The following is a 15,740-nucleotide window of genomic DNA, read 5'->3' on the forward strand; positions in this document are numbered from 1 at the left end:
GGGTCTAACCTGGTACCCATGTCTGTCCGCACAGCACTGAGCCCCGGAATCGTGTCTCCCGTCCTCGCCGTACCGGCGGGGATCGAGCGTCCCGAGTACGCGTGGAAGCCCACGGCGAAGGAAGGCAACGAGCCGTGGGTCCAGACCCCGGAGACCATCGAGGCCATGCGGGTGGCGAGCAAGATCGCCGCGCAGGCCCTGCAGGAGGCCGGTAAGGCGGTGGCGCCGGGCGTCACCACCGACGAACTCGACCGCATCGCCCACGAGTACATGATCGATCACGGCGCCTACCCGTCGACGCTCGGCTACAAGGGATTCCCCAAGTCGTGCTGCACCTCGCTGAACGAGGTGATCTGCCACGGTATCCCGGATTCGACGGTGATCCAGGACGGTGACATCGTCAACATCGATGTCACCGCCTACATCGGCGGCGTACACGGAGACACCAACGCCACGTTCCTCGCCGGCGACGTCGCCGAGGAGAACCGGTTGCTGGTGGAGCGGACCCACGAGGCGACGATGCGCGCCATCAAGGCCGTCAAGCCGGGCCGGGCACTCAACGTCGTCGGCCGCGTCATCGAGTCGTACGCGCACCGCTTCGGATATGGCGTGGTCCGCGACTTCACCGGGCACGGCATCGGCACCACGTTCCACAACGGCCTCGTCATCCTCCACTACGACGAGCCTTCCGTGGACACGGTCATCGAACCCGGCATGGTGTTCACGATCGAACCGATGATCAACCTCGGTGACATCGGCTGGGACATGTGGGACGACGACTGGACCGTGGTCACCAAGGACCGCAAGTGGACGGCCCAGTTCGAGCACACCATCGTGGTCACCGAGACCGGCAACGAGATCCTCACCCTGCCTTGAGCGAGAGTCGGTGGAGGGGCGCCCTGCTCGTCGCCGGCACCACGTCCGACGCGGGCAAGAGTGTGCTCGTGGCCGGACTGTGCCGGATGCTGGCGCGGCGGGGTGTCCGGGTGGCGCCGTTCAAGGCGCAGAACATGTCGAACAACTCCGTTGTCACGCTGGACGGCGGCGAGATCGGCCGGGCGCAGGCCCTGCAGGCCGCGGCCTGCGGACTCGAGCCGAGCGTCCGCTTCAACCCGGTGCTGCTGAAACCGGGCAGCGACCGCACGTCGCAACTGGTGGTGCGCGGGCGTGCCGTCACGACGGTCGGGGCCCGCGACTACATCGAGCACCGGCAGCACCTGCGCGCGGTGGTGGCCGAGGAACTGGAATCGCTGCGCGCCGAGTACGACGTCGTGCTGTGCGAGGGAGCGGGGTCTCCCGCCGAGATCAACCTGCGGGCCACGGACCTCGCGAACATGGGCCTCGCCCGCGCGGCGGACCTCCCGGTGCTCGTCGTCGGCGACATCGACCGCGGTGGGGTGCTGGCTCACCTGTTCGGCACGGTGGCGGTCCTCGCACCGGAGGATCAGGCGCTGATCGCGGGTTTCGTGATCAACAAGTTCCGCGGCGACGTGTCGTTGCTCGCGCCGGGTCTGGAGCAGTTGACGGCGATGACGGGTCGCCCGACGTTCGGGGTGATTCCCTTCGCCGAGGACCTGTGGCTCGACGCGGAGGATTCGCTGGGTGTGGTGGGGGACGCGCCGGTCGGGCGTCCGGCACCACCGGTCGGCGACGACTGGCTGCGCGTGGCGGCGATCCGCCTGCCCCGCATCTCCAATTCGACGGACGTCGAGGCGCTCGCGTGCGAACCGGGGGTGTCGGTGCGCTGGGTCAGCGATCCGTCGCGACTCGAGGACACCGACCTGATCGTGCTGCCCGGCAGCAAGTCGACCGTGTCGGATCTGGAGTGGTTGCGCCGCACCGGCATCGCGGACGCGATCACCGTGCATGCGAAACGCGGCGGCCCGGTTCTCGGTGTCTGCGGCGGCTACCAGATGCTCGGGTCCGGCATCGTCGACGACGTCGAATCCGGCCGCGGTGCGGTGCCCGGCCTGGGACTGCTCGACCTCGAGGTGGAGTTCGCCCCGGACAAGGTGCTCGCCCAGGTCCGCGGCGACGCCCACGGAGTTCCGGTGTCCGGGTACGAGATCCATCATGGGCGCGTGCGCCGGAATGGTGATCCGCCGCTGCTCCACGCGAGCAGCGGCGCCGCGGAGGGCAGTATCCGCGGCGCCGTGTACGGCACGCACTGGCACGGTCTGCTCGAGACCGACCGCTTCCGCCGGCTTCTGCTGGACGACGTGGCCGAGCATGCGGGGAGAACCGGTTTCGTCACCGCCCCGGACACGGACGTCGCCGCGATCCGGACCGCTCAACTCGATCTGCTGGCGGACCTGGTGGAGCAGAACCTCGATCTGCACGCCCTCGAGACGCTGCTCGGCGCGGGCGCCCCGACCGGGCTGCCGGCCATCGCGTCGACCCTGCTGCGCTAGGCCGTCGCGCGGCGGACGACCGGCCACGCGGTGAGGAGCGTGCCGACGCTGAGCGTGAACAGGCCGACCACCACCGGTGATGCAGCGCGAGCACCCGGCATTCTCGTGCGGCTCCTGCCCGCAGACCTCGACCGTGCCCGAGGTCGGGAACTCCTGGCCGATGAGGATCTGCATGAACGTGGTCTTGCCCGCGCCGTTGCGGCCGATGAGTCTGTAGATCTTGTTCTCCTGCACTGATAAATCGATCCCGTCGAGTGCGGCGAAGTCACCGAATCGTTTGCCGAGGCACCGCGCCGAGGCGGTACGGTGACGAGCGGATCGATGAACTGTACTCATGTCGCGAACCAGCGAACCAGGGCGGTTCGAGCGCGAGGGGTCCCCGATCGCGTAGTTTTTAGCCCATGGAACTGACGCACGTGGCGGTGGGAAATGGAAACTGCACGGTCCGGATCGACGGACCGGAGAGCAAACACACCGTTCTCCTGCTACCGGGGGCCGGCGACGGGCCGGATGTCTATGACGGCGTCTGCGAGCGCCTGCACAATTCGGACCTGCGCACGATCGTGCCCGAGGACATCACCGGTCTAGACGAAACAGCGGTCATGGGCCTGCTCGACGAGCTGAAGGTCGGGTGGGTCAACCTCGTCGGCAGCCGGGAAGGGGCCGAACTGGCCTGGTCGCTGGCGGCGCGCCAGTTCGGGCGCTTCGCGAGTCTCGTCGTCGCCGACCGGGGACATCCGGCGGCGCCCGACGCCGCGGGTGCGGTGCGCGGATCCGACTGTCCGGCGGTCGAACTCCCCACGACCGTGATGGTCGGGGACCCCGATCGGCGCGCCGAGGCGGACGCCAGCGGACGCTTCGTCTACTCCGACTTCCGCGTCGTCCAACTCGACGGTGTCAGCAACGTCCCGGCGGCCGCGGCGGCGGAACTCGCGACCGAGATCGTGCTCCGCACCAGCCCCTGGTAGACCCGGCGCGGCCCCACGCCGAGCCCGGCCGGGCTCAGCGTGGGGCGTACATGATGACAGCCATGCCCAGCAGGCAGATGAGGGCGCCCGAGACGTCCCAGCGGTCCGGGCGGAAACCGTCGGCCACCATGCCCCAGATCAGCGAGCCCGCGACGAACACCCCGCCGTAGGCGGCGAGGATGCGGCCGAAGTTGGCGTCCGGCTGCATCGTCGCGACGAACCCGTACGCTCCGAGCGCCGCGACACCGGCGCCGATCCAGATCCAGCCCCGGTGCTCGCGGACGCCCTGCCACACCAGCCACGCGCCGCCGATCTCGAACAGTGCCGCGACGGCGAACAGCGCGACGGATCTGGCGACCGTCACTCGAACGGCACGTCGAGGCCGAGGAGAGCGTTCTCGACCACTTCGGGCATCGCCGGGTGGATCCAGTACTGTCCCCGTGCCATCTGCTGCGCCGTCAAACCGAAGCTCATCGCCTGGATCAGCGGCTGGATCACTGTCGGCGCCTGGGCGCCGATCACGTGCGCCCCCAGCAGACGCCCGGTGCCCCGTTCGGCGACGACCTTGCAGAGACCCTCGTCGTCCTCCATCGCCCACCCGTACGCGACGTCGCCGTATGCCTGCACCTTCACCGTGACGTCCCAGCCGGCCTCGCGGGCCTCGGCCTCGGTGAGCCCGACGTGCGCGATCTGCGGGTCGGTGAACACGGCGGCGGGAACGAACCGGTGGTCCGAGGCGCGCAGCCCCGACGTGTCCTTCCACGCGTCCTGCAGCAGATTGTGCTGAACGACCCGGGCCTCGTGGTTGGCGACATGCTTGAGCTGGTACGGCGAGGAGACGTCCCCGAGCGCGAAAACGCCTTCGGCACTGGTCCGTTGGAATTCGTCGACCACGACGCGTCCCTCGTCGTCGAGGTCGACGCCACCGGCGGCGGCCCCGACGGCGTCCCCGTTCGACTGCCGGCCGGTGGCCACCAGCAGAACGTCGCCCGAGACGACGGTGCCATCCGCGAGTTCGACGGCGACGCCGTCACCGTCCCGGCGCACGGCCGCCACGGCGTGCCCGCGGTGCACGTCCCATCTCTGCTCGGCGAGATCCGTGAATCGGCGGGAGACGTCCTCGTCGAGGTGGCGCAGCAGGCGGGGACTGCGTGCGATCAGCGACACCCGGGTGCCCAGCGCGGAGAACACGTGCGCGAACTCGGCGGCGATGAATCCCGCGCCGATGATCACCATCCGCTCGGGCAGTTCCGGCAGCCGCATGATGTCGTTGTTCGTGTAAAACGGCACACCCGATGCGTGGACGACGTCGGGGATGATCGGCCGCGATCCCGCGGCGATCACCACCTGATCGGCCGTGATCACCTCTCCGGTCCCGGTGTCGAGGGTCCGCGGACCCACGAACGTCGCGTGCCCGCGGAACAGCGTCGTGTTCGGGCTGTCCTCGGCGCGGTAGCGTTCCCCGCCGGCCGAGATCGGGTCGATGCGGCCGAAGACCCGTTTGACGATGTCGGGCCAGCGCACACCCTCGAGTTGCGCGTCGACGCCGTACTTGGCGGAACCGGTGACCGTGCGGGCCACCTCCGCGGCGTAGACGAACATCTTCGTCGGGATGCAGCCCACGTTCAGGCATGTCCCGCCGTACGTGCCCTCCTCCAGGATCGCGACCTTCATGTCCGCGAACCGTTCGTCGGGCAGCGAGTTGCCGGACCCCGAGCCGATGATCGCCAGATCGAAATGGGTCACCGGTTCGCCTCCGCCGCGTTGTGGCCGTGCAGCCACTCGAGCCACAGGTCCACCTCGGCGAATGCCTCGGCGCGGGGCTGGTCGGCGGACAGGAACACGTCGTGCCGGGCGCCCGCGATCGGCACGATCGTCGTGCGGTCGCCCAGGCACCCCGCCCAGCGTGCGATCTGCCGGACGTCGAGGACGGCGTCCGCCGTATCGACCCGGGGGTCGTATCGCGGCGCGAAGTACGATGCCTTGGAACGCAGGATCAGGGCCGGAACCCCGATGTCGAGTCCCCGGTGCAACTGCGCGTGCCCGCGGCGCACCGCGCGCAGCCACCCGAACGTGACGGGGAAACCGCTCAGCGGCTTCCAGTCGAGGTTGTAGTTCCAGATGCCGTTGCCCTCGACGTGCAGGCTCACGCCGTACGTGTCGAGCCCGGTCTTCGGGATGATCGACTTGCGCTTGACCCGCCCGACCGCGTCGACGGCCACCGTCCCGACGTTCCGCAGGTACGACGGACCCTGCAGATCGAACCACGGGCTGTTGAGGATGACCCCGCTGATGCCGAGGGCCGCGGTGCCGCCCGCCTTGCGCTGCAGGCGGTGCAGCCACAACGGCAGCACCAGGCCGCCCGTCGAATGCGCGACCAGCAGAACCTCGCCGTCGGCGGTCTGTTCCCGGACCTGGCGCAACGCCTCGTCCAGTTCGGCGTCGTAGAGGCTCAGATCGGAGACGAAGTGCGGCGTCTGTCCCGGTTCGAGCGAGCGCCCGCACTTGCGCAGATCGAGTGCGAAGAACGCATAACCCTGTTCGGCGAAGTGCTCGGCCAGGTGCTTCTGGAAGAAGTAATCGGTGAATCCGTGGACGTAGAGCACGGCGCGGCCGGTCTTCTTCGTTTCCTGCGCGGGCTGGTAGCGGATCAGTGTCGCCTTCACCTCGCCCTCCCCGTCGGGGTCGGTGCCGAGAGGGATGGTCAGCTGTTGATAACCGTCGCCGAGAACGTCGGGAGCCCAAGTAGTCACAGATCACAATCTAATGTGCGTTTCGGGGGTGCGGGGAGGCGCACAATTGGGGCAGGTGATTTTCGCTCATACGCGCGGGTAACCTATCCGGCGAACACGGCAGGCGTATGCGCGTACGGCTATGGACAAGGAAGTCGATACTCCAGTGTCAGATCAGAATGCGGTAGAGACGAAAACGGATGTAGTGCTGGTTGGCGCGGGCATCATGAGCGCGACGCTGGGAGCGATCCTGCGTCAGGTGCAGCCCGATTGGTCGATCACCACATTCGAGCGGCTCGACGCAGTAGCCGCCGAGAGCAGCGACCCGTGGAACAACGCGGGCACCGGGCACTCCGCACTGTGTGAGCTCAATTACACCCCGCAGAACGCCGACGGCAGCGTGGACATCACGAAGGCCGTCAACGTGAACGAGCAGTTCCAGGTGTCGCGGCAGTTCTGGGCGCACGGCGTCGAGACCGGTGTGCTGACGCAGCCCAAGGAGTTCATCAACCCCATCCCGCACGTGAGCTTCGTGCACGGCGAGGCCAACGCGAAGTACCTGCGGGCCCGCTACGACGCCCTCGCCGGCCACCCCCTGTTCGCGGGCATGGAGTACATCGACGCCCCCGACGAGTTCACCCGTCGCCTGCCGTTGATGGCGAAGGGCCGCGACTTCAGCGATCCGATCGCCCTCAACTGGACCCAGGACGGCACCGACGTCGACTTCGGCGCCCTCACCAAGCAGCTCCTCGGTTACGTCGGCGCGTCCGGCGGCGTCGTCCACTTCGGGCACGAGGTCACCGACCTCACCAAGCAGTCCGACGGCAGCTGGGTGGTCAAGGTCACCAACCGCCGCAACGGTGCGAAGAAGGTCGTGCGCGCCAAGTTCGTGTTCGTCGGCGCCGGCGGCGGTGCACTGCACCTGCTGCAGAAGTCCGGCATCGAGGAGGCCAAGGGCTTCGGTGGGTTCCCCGTCAGCGGCGCGTTCCTGCGCTGCACCAACCCGGAGCTCATCGACCAGCACCGCGCCAAGGTCTACGGCAAGGCCGCCGTCGGAGCGCCCCCCATGTCGGTTCCGCACCTCGACACCCGCGTGATCGGCAACAAGCCCGGACTGCTGTTCGGTCCGTACGCCGGCTGGTCGCCCAAGTTCCTCAAGCAGGGCCGCGTCACCGACCTGCTCAGCTCGGTCAAGCCGAACAACCTGCTGTCGATGCTCGGCGTCGGCGTCAGCGAACTCGGTCTCGTCAAGTACCTGATCAGTGAGCTCGCGATGTCCGAGGCCGGCCGCATCGAGACCCTCCGAGAGTTCGTCCCGAAGGCGCTCGGCAAGGACTGGGAGCTGATCACCGCGGGCCAGCGCGTCCAGGTCATCCGCCGGGCCAAGGGCAAGGGTGGCGTCCTCGAATTCGGCACCGCCGTCGTCAACGCCGGCGACGGCAGCATCGCGGGCCTGCTCGGTGCGTCGCCGGGTGCGTCCACCGCGGTGCCCGCCATGCTCGACGTGCTGCAGCGCTGCTTCCCGACCCAGTACGAGTCGTGGAAGCCGAAGCTCCAGGAAATGGTGCCCTCGCTCGGCATCAAGCTCTCCGACGACACCGGCCTGTTCTCGCAGGTGTGGGACTGGACGTCGAAGGTGCTCCAGCTCGACACCAGCAAGGTCGAGGACGCGTCGGTCGCGGTCTGACCGACCGCCCGGCCGAGGTCCACGGTCGGGCACACTCGCGGGCGCTGTGCGATAGTTGCCTGTCATGACGGCAACTGCAGCACTCAAGCGTTCGTGGGCACTCGATCTCGACAACAAGACGCTCTACGAGTTGCTCCAGCTCCGCGTAGAGGTCTTCGTCGTCGAGCAGGCGTGCCCGTACCCGGAACTCGACGGCCGGGACCTGCTGGCCGAGACGCGCCACTTCTGGCTGGAGCAGGACGGTCAGGTGGTCTGCACGCTCCGCCTCCTCGAGGAGCACGCCGACGGCAACAAGTCGTTCCGCATCGGCCGGCTGTGCACGGCGCGGCCTGCGCGCGGTCAGGGACACACCACGCGTCTGCTGCGCGCCGCGCTCGCCGAGGTCGGTGACGCGCCGTGCCGCATCAACGCGCAGACATACCTGGTGGACATGTACGCCAAGCACGGTTTCCGCCCGGACGGCGAAGAGTTCGTCGAGGACGGCATTCCGCACGTCCCCATGCGTCGCGGCGGCGGTGCCGCCCATACGTACGAGGTTGCGGAGGCGGCCCCGTCGAGCGCGGGGAAGTGAGCGCCGACTAGGGTCGTCAGGTGAATGTCCGCGGGGAAGTCCTGTTCGAATCAGGCGCGGTCCCGCCACTGTGACGGATCTCTGACCGGCTGCCACCACCCTGGTTGCCGATCCGGTCTCCCAGCCAGATTGCCGCGGCGTTCGTACCGGCCAAAGCTCTCGGCGAGGAAACCGGGACGTGAAGGGATGCAGCGTGCGTACGGATCGTGAAGTGGACCAGGTTCGACCCGACTTTTCGTGGGGATTTCCGTTCAGTGCGGTGGTCGGCCAGGACCGGTTGCGGCTGGCGCTCGTCCTCTGCGCTGTCCATCCCGGTATCGGCGGCGTCCTCGTCCGCGGTGAGAAGGGGACGGCCAAGTCGACGGTCGTCCGCGCTCTGACCGCCCTGTTGCCGGCGGTGCAGGACGAGAACGGCACCCGCCCGGCGCGGCTGATCGAGTTGCCCGTCGGAGCCACGGAAGACCGCGTCGTCGGTTCCCTCGATCTCGAGAAGGTTCTGCGCGACGGTGAGCGCGCGTTCCAACCCGGACTGTTGTCGGCCGCTCATCAGGGTGTGCTCTACGTCGACGAGGTCAATCTCCTGCACGACCACCTGGTGGACGTGCTCCTCGACGCCGCGGCGATGGGCCGCGTTCACGTCGAGCGCGATGGCATCTCGCATTCGCACGCCGCCCGGTTCGTCATGGTCGGCACGATGAATCCGGAGGAGGGCGAACTCCGGCCGCAGCTCCTCGACCGGTTCGGGCTCGCTGTCGACGTCGTGGCGTCGCGGGAGGTGGACGTGCGCATGGAGGTGGTCCGACGTCGTCTGGACTTCGAACGCGATCCCGCAGGGTTCGTCGAGCGCTACGCCGAGCAGGACGCCGCCCTCGCCGCCGCCATCCTCGAGGCCCGCGACCGGCTCGACGCCGTCGTGCTCGACGACGTCGAGTTGCGCCGAATCGCTTTTCTCTGTGCGTCGTTCGATGTGGACGGCATGCGCGCCGATCTCGTTCTCGCCCGCACCGCGACCGCGCACGCCGCGTGGCGGGGCGCGGGGGCCGTCGAGGCGGAGGACGTGCGGGTGGCCGCCGAACTGACCCTGCCGCATCGTCGCCGACGGGATCCGTTCGACGAACCCGGTCTCGACGAACAGCAACTCGACGACGCGCTCCGGCAGGCCGACGAGGACGCGCGGTCCGGCGCCGGGGAACCGCCGGAGCAGGAACCCGGATCTCCGCCCGGCGCACCGCCTGCGGCGGACGGCACGGACACCGACCCCGAGGGACCCGACGATCCCGACGGGCCCGGAGGCGGCGCACCGGCACCGCCGGAGCGCCCGGCCGCGCCGACCGGCACCCAGTTCACCACCAAGCTTCTCGAGGTACCCGGAGTCGGCGAGGGCGCGCCCGGCAGGCGTTCCCGTTCCCGCTCGTCCCGCGGTCGCGCGGTGCGCTCGACCGCCGAGTCGGGGCACGGACTCCACCTGGTGGGCACGCTGTTCGCCGCCGCCGGGCAGCAGGTGGCCCGGGGCCGGACCGCCGGGCGGATGATCCTCGATTCCGTCGATCTGCGCGGAGCGATCCGCGAAGGCCGCGAGGGCAACCTCGTGGTGTTCGTGGTGGACGCCTCCGGGTCGATGGCGGCCCGTGACCGGTTGTCGGCCGTGACCGGCGCCGTCGTCTCACTGCTCCGCGACGCCTACCAGCGCCGCGACAAGGTGGCGGTGATCACGGTCCGCGGGCGTGCTGCGGAACTCGTCCTGCCGCCCACCTCATCGGTCGACATCGCCGTCCGCCGCCTGCAGGGAATGAAGACGGGCGGCAAATCGCCACTGGCAGAAGGATTTCTGCGCGCGCGCGAAGTCGTGTTGCGAGAACGGCTCCGCGACCCGCAGCGCCGCGCCCTCGTCGTCGCGCTGACCGACGGACGGGCGACCGGCGGCAAGGATGCACTGCACCGGGCGAAGGTGGCCGCGGGGCTGCTCGCCGACAGCGCGGTCGCGTCGGTGGTCGTCGACTGCGAGACCGGGATGGTCCGGCTCGGGCTGGCCGCGGAGCTGTCCCGCCTGCTGCGGGGTGGTTACGTCCGGCTCGGCGAATTGTCCGCGCAGCAGGTCGCGGGCGTCGTCCGCGCCGCGGCCTGACCCGGACGCGGAATTCGGTAGGGAGAGAGAAGACACATGCCCAAGGGTGTTCCCGAGAACGTTCCGGACGACGGCCTCACCACGCGTCAGCGGCGCAACGCTCCCGTGCTCGCGGTCCACACCGGACCGGGCAAGGGGAAGTCGACTGCCGCGTTCGGCATGGCGCTGCGCGCCTGGAATCAGGGATTCGACGTCGGGGTGTTCCAGTTCGTCAAGAGCGCCAAGTGGAAGGTGGGGGAGGAAGCGGCCTTCCGCGCGCTCGGTCAACTGCACGACGACACCGGTGTCGGCGGCGCGGTGCAGTGGCACAAGATGGGCGAGGGCTGGTCGTGGACGCGTAAGCACGGCAGCGAGGAAGACCACGCCGCCGCGGCCGCGGAGGGGTGGACCGAGATCGCGCGCCGGCTGGGCGCCGAGGAGCACCGCTTCTACGTGCTCGACGAGTTCACGTATCCCCTGAAGTGGGGGTGGGTGGACGTCGACGAGGTGGTCGAGGTCCTGCGGAACCGGCCGGGTAACCAGCACGTGGTGATCACGGGCCGCGACGCCCCGCAGGCGCTGATCGACGCGGCGGATCTGGTGACGGAGATGACCAAGATCAAGCATCCGATGGACGCCGGCCGGAAGGGCCAGCGAGGCATCGAGTGGTGACCACCCTCCCCGCAGTACCCGCGGTGGTCATCGCCGCACCCGCGTCGGGCAGCGGAAAGACCACCGTCGCAACCGGTCTGGTGGGAGCGCTGCGCGAGTCCGGCTGTGCGGTGGCGCCGTTCAAGGTCGGCCCCGACTACATCGACCCCGGCTACCACGGGCTCGCGGCGGGACGTCCGGGACGCAACCTCGACCCGGTCATGGTCGGCGCGGAGCGGATCGCCCCGCTGTACCGGCACGGGAGTTCGGGGTGCGACCTCGCGGTCGTCGAGGGCGTCATGGGCCTGTTCGACGGCAAGATCGACGCCGCGTCCCACGAGCCGTCGGCCGAGGGATCGACGGCCCAGGTGGCCGCGCTGCTCGGTGCGCCCGTGGTGCTCGTGGTGGACGCCCGCGGCCACAGTCAGAGCCTCGCGGCGGTCCTGCACGGCTTCTCGACGTACGACTCCGGTGTCCGCATCGGCGGAGTGATTCTCAACCGGGTGGGCAGCCCGCGGCACGAACAGGTGCTGCGGCAGGCGTGCGACCGCGTCGGGCTCCCCGTGCTCGGCGCCGTGCCGCGGATGGCCGAACTGGAGGTCCCCTCACGCCACCTCGGGCTGATCCCGGCCGCCGAACACGGCGCCGACGCGGTCAACGCCGTCGACGCGATGACCCGCCTCGCCGCCCGCCACCTCGACCTCCCGGCGATCCGCGCGCTCGCGTCCTCGACGGTCGACGGCCCGGTGTGGGATCCCGCCGCCGAGGTCGGATCACCTCCGCCCGGCCCGCGACCCACCGTGGCGATCGCCGGGGGGCGCGCGTTCACGTTCGGGTACGCCGAGCACCGCGAACTCCTGGGCGCGGCCGGTGCGGACGTGACCACGTTCGACCCCCTGCACGATCCGTTGCCGCCCGGTACGAGCGGCGTGGTGCTGCCCGGCGGTTTCCCCGAGGAGCATGCCGTCGCGCTCGCCGGGAACGCCGCGCTCCTGGCGCAGATCCGCGAACTCGCCACTGCGGGGGCGCCGATCCATGCCGAATGCGCCGGTCTTCTCTACCTCGCGCGCACCCTCGACGGCCACGCCATGGCCTCCGTGGTCGGGGTGGACGCCACGTTCGGGTCTCGCCTGACACTCGGGTACCGCGAAGCGGTGGCCGTGACGGACTCCATCCTCTTCGCGGCGGGTGAGCGGGTGGTCGGCCACGAGTTCCATCGCACCTCGCTCGCCGCGGCGGAGGCGGACGGCTTCGCGCCGGCGTGGGGATGGCGCCCCTGGGACGGCCCCCCGGCGCGCGAGGGCTTCGTGCGCGGCGGTGTGCACGCCTCGTACCTGCACACCCATCCCGCCGGTCACCCGCAGGCGGTCGCCCGTTTCGTTGCCGCGGCGCGCACGTTCTCCGCTCATGGCTGACGTCTGCGTCGGCGTCGGGTTCCGCGCGGCAGCAGGCCGCGCCGACATCCTCGCCGCCGTCCGGCACGTGCTGGCGTCCGCCAGCCCATCTTCGGACGCGACTCTGCACTGCCTGTGCACCCTCGACCGCAAGGCTGCGGAACCGGCCCTCCTGGACGCCGCGTCGGAGTTGGGTGTCCCCGTCCGCGGATTCGCCGCGGCGGAACTCGCCACCGTCGAGGTGGCCAACCCGTCGGACCGGGTGCACTCGGCGACGGGATCGCCGAGCGTCGCGGAAGCGGCGGCCGTGCTCGGCGCGGGCGGTGGGCCGCTGATCGTGACCAAGTGGTCCGCGAATGGCGTCGTCGTCGCGGCAGCCCGTAAAGTTTCGTAGGTTCGAGACAAGCCGTGCAGGAATTTCAGGAGAAACGGGGAGAGCGCGTGACTGCTGCCACCGGAGACGAGACCAACTACCTGGTCGGACTCAATTTGGCCGATCGTCGTGTGGTCGTGGTCGGTGGCGGAACGGTGGCACAGCGCAGGCTCGGGCTCCTGATCGCGTCGGGCGCGCGGGTGCATCTGATCAGCCGCGAGGTCACACCGGCGGTCGAGGGCATGGCGACTGCGGGACAGATCACAGTGGAACTTCGCGAATACCGGGACGGCGACCTCGCCGACGCCTGGTACGCCATCGCGTGCACCGACGAACCGGACACCAACGCCGCAATCGTCGCCGAGGCCGAACGGAACCGCGTGTTCTGCGTGCGCGCCGACAACGCCCGCTACGGGACGGCCGTCACCCCGGCGAGCGCGAGCTACGACGGGATGAGCATCGGTGTGCTGGCGGGCGGCGACCACCGCCGGTCCGCGGCCGTGCGCACCGCCCTCGTCGAGGGGTTGCAGTCCGGTGCGGTCGCCGACACGGCCGAGTCGCCCGCGGCCGGCGTCGCACTGGTCGGCGGCGGCCCGGGCGACCCCGACCTCATCACCGTGCGCGGCCGCCGACTGCTCGCCCGTGCCGACGTGGTGGTCGCCGACCGCCTCGCCCCGCCGGAACTGCTCGCCGAACTGGGCTCGGACGTCGAGGTCATCGACGCCGCGAAGATTCCCTACGGCCGCGCGATGGCGCAGGAGGCGATCAACGCCGCCCTCATCGACGGCGCGAAGGCCGGCAAGTTCGTGGTGCGACTCAAGGGCGGCGACCCGTACGTGTTCGGGCGCGGCTACGAGGAACTGGAGGCGTGCGCCGCCGCGGGTGTGCCCGTCACGGTCGTCCCCGGCATCACCAGCGCCATCTCCGTGCCCTCGGCCGCAGGTATCCCGGTCACGCATCGAGGCGTCACCCACGAGTTCGTCGTCGTCAGCGGTCACGTCGCCCCCGACCACCCGGATTCACTCGTCGACTGGTCGGCGCTGGCCCGGTTGAAGGGCACGATCGTGTTGCTGATGGCCGTCGAACGCATCGAGGCGTTCGCGACGGTCCTGATGGACGGCGGGCGTCCCGTGGACACCCCGGTCACGGTGATCCAGGAGGGAACCCTCCGGACGCAGCGCACCCTCCGGGCCGATCTCCAAACCGTCGCCGCGCGGGTCAAGGAAGAGCAGATCCGTCCCCCCGCCATCGTGGTCATCGGGCCCGTGGCCGGGTTTTCTGTGGACGCTGGGTAACGTGAACCCCCGTGTCTGAATCCCGAGTACCCGAAGGCGCGCCGTCGTCGAACCCGTCTGCGGCGAGAACCGCGGTGAATCCGCCCGCCGCCACCCGCGTGATGGGGCTGGCGATCGTCGTGCTGAGCGGGCTGCAGATGATGGTGGTCCTCGACGGCACCGTCGCCAACCTGGCGCTCGCGCCGCTGCAGGCCGACCTGGGTCTGAGCGACAGCGGTCGCAACTGGGTGCTCACGTCGTACGCGCTCGCGTTCGGTGGCCTCATGCTGCTGGGCGGACGGCTCGGTGACGCGTTCGGCCGGAAGAAGATGTTCGTCGGCGGTGTCGCCCTGTTCACCGTCGCCTCACTGTTGTGCGGCCTCGCGGTCGGCGAGTTCATGCTGATCGCCGCCCGGTTCCTGCAAGGCGTCGGCGCCGCGGTGGCGTCGCCGACGGCGCTGGCCCTGGTCGCGACCACGTTCGCGGCCGGACCCGCGCGTAACCAGGCCATCGCGATTTTCGCGGCCATGACGGGCATCGGGTCGATCGCGGGCCTGATCATCGGCGGCGCCCTCACCGAGGTGTCGTGGCGCCTGATCTTCCTCATCAACGTGCCCATCGGGGTCGTCATCGTCGGGTGCGCGTTCGTGGCGCTCAAGGAGACCGCGGGCGAACGCCTGGCCCTCGACGTTCCCGGGGCGGTCCTCGCGACGGTCGCCGCGACGGGGGTCGTGTTCGCGCTCACCGAGGGCCCGGAACTCGGCTGGGGCAGTCCGTACGTGGTCGGCGCGCTCGTCGCCGGACTGCTGCTGTTCGGCGCGTTCCTCTACGTCGAACGGACCGCCGACAACCCGCTGCTGCCGTTCTCGCTGTTCCACGACAAGAACCGGGTGGCGACGCTCGTCGCGATCTTCTTCGCCGGTGCCGTCATGTTCACGGTCGCCGCGTTCGTGGCGTTGTTCGTCCAGGACATCCTCGGCTACAGCCCCCTCGAAGCGGGGCTCGCGTTCATCCCGTTCGCGTTCGGCCTCGGCAGCGCCGCCGCGGTGGCGTCCAAGCTCGCCGTGCGGATCCAGCCGCGATGGCTGGTGGTCGCCGGCGCCGCGATCATGGTGGTCGGGCTGCTGTACGGGTCGACCCTCGACAGTTCCGCCACCTACCTGGCCAACCTGTTCGTACCGGTCATCGGGATCGGGTTCGGCGTCGGACTCGCCGTCGTCCCGCTCCCGCTGTGCGCCATCGCCGGAGTGTCGGAAACCGAGATCGGTCCGCTCGCCGCCATCGCGCAGGTGGCGCAGACGCTCGGCGGCCCCCTCGCCCTCGCCGTCATCGGGGCGATGGCCACCTCGCGCACTCTGTCGCTCGGCGGCGTCTCCGGCAAGGTCGCGGACATGAACCCGGCGCAACTCGAGGCACTGGGCAACGGCTACACCTTCGCTCTCGTCGGCAGCGCCGGTTGCGCCCTCATCGCCGGATTCGCCGCGCTGTTCATCCGCTTCACCCCGCAACAGGTCGCGCAGGCGCAGGCCGCCGAGAAGGCCGCGCAGCAGGCGTGAGCGTGGGCCGGCCAGTTTC

At 69.9% G+C, this 15,740-nt stretch carries 14 protein-coding genes and 1 pseudogene; 11 read left to right on the plus strand and 4 right to left on the minus strand.

Features of this window, described 5'->3' with window-relative positions:
- Positions 1-18: 18 nt before the first annotated feature.
- Together map and CA951_RS04415 are read left to right on the plus strand one after the other, a co-directional pair.
- The gene (map, locus tag CA951_RS04410) at positions 19-876 is read left to right on the plus strand and encodes a type I methionyl aminopeptidase (protein ID WP_087555700.1); all 858 of its coding nucleotides are present in this window, start codon (positions 19-21) and stop codon (positions 874-876) included.
- On the plus strand, positions 873-2,411 hold the full coding sequence (locus tag CA951_RS04415) for a cobyric acid synthase (protein WP_087555701.1): 1,539 nt from the start codon (positions 873-875) through the stop codon (positions 2,409-2,411). The genes map and CA951_RS04415 overlap by 4 nt, the downstream gene beginning before the upstream one ends.
- Here the strand turns inward: CA951_RS04415 and CA951_RS45045 are convergent.
- A pseudogene (locus tag CA951_RS45045) lies at positions 2,370-2,747 on the minus strand (ATP-binding cassette domain-containing protein); the annotation flags it as partial. The gene CA951_RS04415 and the pseudogene CA951_RS45045 overlap by 42 nt on opposite strands.
- Before the next feature lie 65 nt (positions 2,748-2,812).
- Here CA951_RS45045 and CA951_RS04425 point away from each other — a divergent pair.
- Positions 2,813-3,379, plus strand: coding sequence for an alpha/beta fold hydrolase (locus CA951_RS04425; RefSeq protein ID WP_087555702.1), 567 nt, complete (start codon positions 2,813-2,815; stop codon positions 3,377-3,379).
- 34 nt (positions 3,380-3,413) lie between these two features.
- On the opposite strand, the gene CA951_RS04430 is transcribed toward CA951_RS04425, so the two are convergent.
- From CA951_RS04430 to CA951_RS04440, 3 genes are read right to left on the minus strand one after another with little or no spacing between them, the layout of a single operon-like run.
- Positions 3,414-3,743 carry a YnfA family protein gene (locus tag CA951_RS04430; protein ID WP_087555703.1) on the minus strand — a complete coding sequence of 110 codons (330 nt, stop codon included), beginning with the start codon at positions 3,741-3,743 and terminating at the stop codon, positions 3,414-3,416.
- Positions 3,740-5,125 (minus strand): mycothione reductase, encoded by a 1,386-nt coding sequence (mtr, locus tag CA951_RS04435; protein ID WP_087555704.1) that lies wholly within the window; start codon positions 5,123-5,125, stop codon positions 3,740-3,742. Before mtr ends, CA951_RS04430 begins: the two co-directional genes overlap by 4 nt.
- Positions 5,122-6,132 carry an alpha/beta hydrolase gene (locus CA951_RS04440; RefSeq protein WP_087555705.1) on the minus strand — a complete coding sequence of 337 codons (1,011 nt, stop codon included), beginning with the start codon at positions 6,130-6,132 and terminating at the stop codon, positions 5,122-5,124. Before CA951_RS04440 ends, mtr begins: the two co-directional genes overlap by 4 nt.
- A gap of 121 nt (positions 6,133-6,253) precedes the next feature.
- Between CA951_RS04440 and mqo the strand changes: the two genes are divergently transcribed.
- From mqo to CA951_RS04480, 8 genes are all read left to right on the plus strand, one after another.
- Positions 6,254-7,798, plus strand: coding sequence for a malate dehydrogenase (quinone) (gene mqo, locus CA951_RS04445; protein ID WP_087555706.1), 1,545 nt, complete (start codon positions 6,254-6,256; stop codon positions 7,796-7,798).
- Between the two features lie 64 nt (positions 7,799-7,862).
- Positions 7,863-8,369 (plus strand): GNAT family N-acetyltransferase, encoded by a 507-nt coding sequence (locus CA951_RS04450; protein WP_087555707.1) that lies wholly within the window; start codon positions 7,863-7,865, stop codon positions 8,367-8,369.
- 211 nt (positions 8,370-8,580) lie between these two features.
- Entirely contained in the window at positions 8,581-10,494 is a 1,914-nt protein-coding gene (locus CA951_RS04455) for a VWA domain-containing protein (RefSeq protein ID WP_087555984.1), read from the plus strand.
- 36 nt (positions 10,495-10,530) lie between these two features.
- Positions 10,531-11,145: a cob(I)yrinic acid a,c-diamide adenosyltransferase gene (gene cobO, locus CA951_RS04460; protein ID WP_087555708.1), complete on the plus strand. Its 615-nt coding sequence runs from the start codon at positions 10,531-10,533 to the stop codon at positions 11,143-11,145.
- The gene (locus CA951_RS04465; RefSeq protein ID WP_087555709.1) at positions 11,139-12,539 is read left to right on the plus strand and encodes a cobyrinate a,c-diamide synthase; all 1,401 of its coding nucleotides are present in this window, start codon (positions 11,139-11,141) and stop codon (positions 12,537-12,539) included. Before cobO ends, CA951_RS04465 begins: the two co-directional genes overlap by 7 nt.
- Positions 12,532-12,912 carry a cobalamin biosynthesis protein gene (locus tag CA951_RS04470; RefSeq protein WP_087555710.1) on the plus strand — a complete coding sequence of 127 codons (381 nt, stop codon included), beginning with the start codon at positions 12,532-12,534 and terminating at the stop codon, positions 12,910-12,912. Before CA951_RS04465 ends, CA951_RS04470 begins: the two co-directional genes overlap by 8 nt.
- A 47-nt stretch (positions 12,913-12,959) precedes the next feature.
- Entirely contained in the window at positions 12,960-14,186 is a 1,227-nt protein-coding gene (gene cobA, locus CA951_RS04475; RefSeq protein WP_087555985.1) for a uroporphyrinogen-III C-methyltransferase, read from the plus strand.
- Positions 14,187-14,287: 101 nt separating this feature from the next.
- Positions 14,288-15,721 carry an MFS transporter gene (locus tag CA951_RS04480; RefSeq protein ID WP_256973354.1) on the plus strand — a complete coding sequence of 478 codons (1,434 nt, stop codon included), beginning with the start codon at positions 14,288-14,290 and terminating at the stop codon, positions 15,719-15,721.
- Positions 15,722-15,740: the final 19 nt, after the last annotated feature.

The organism is Rhodococcus sp. NCIMB 12038 (assembly GCF_002165735.1).
Taxonomy (GTDB): Bacteria; Actinomycetota; Actinomycetes; order Mycobacteriales; family Mycobacteriaceae; genus Rhodococcus_F.

Coding starts and splice junctions, on each gene's coding strand:
- CA951_RS04425 (WP_087555702.1), top strand. CDS start 2,813: ATGGAACTGACGCACGTGGCGGTGGGAAATGGAAACTGCACGGTCCGG.
- mqo (WP_087555706.1), top strand. CDS start 6,254: ATGGACAAGGAAGTCGATACTCCAGTGTCAGATCAGAATGCGGTAGAG.
- CA951_RS04480 (WP_256973354.1), top strand. CDS start 14,288: ATGGGGCTGGCGATCGTCGTGCTGAGCGGGCTGCAGATGATGGTGGTC.
- CA951_RS04450 (WP_087555707.1), top strand. CDS start 7,863: ATGACGGCAACTGCAGCACTCAAGCGTTCGTGGGCACTCGATCTCGAC.
- CA951_RS04470 (WP_087555710.1), top strand. CDS start 12,532: ATGGCTGACGTCTGCGTCGGCGTCGGGTTCCGCGCGGCAGCAGGCCGC.
- map (WP_087555700.1), top strand. CDS start 19: ATGTCTGTCCGCACAGCACTGAGCCCCGGAATCGTGTCTCCCGTCCTC.
- cobO (WP_087555708.1), top strand. CDS start 10,531: ATGCCCAAGGGTGTTCCCGAGAACGTTCCGGACGACGGCCTCACCACG.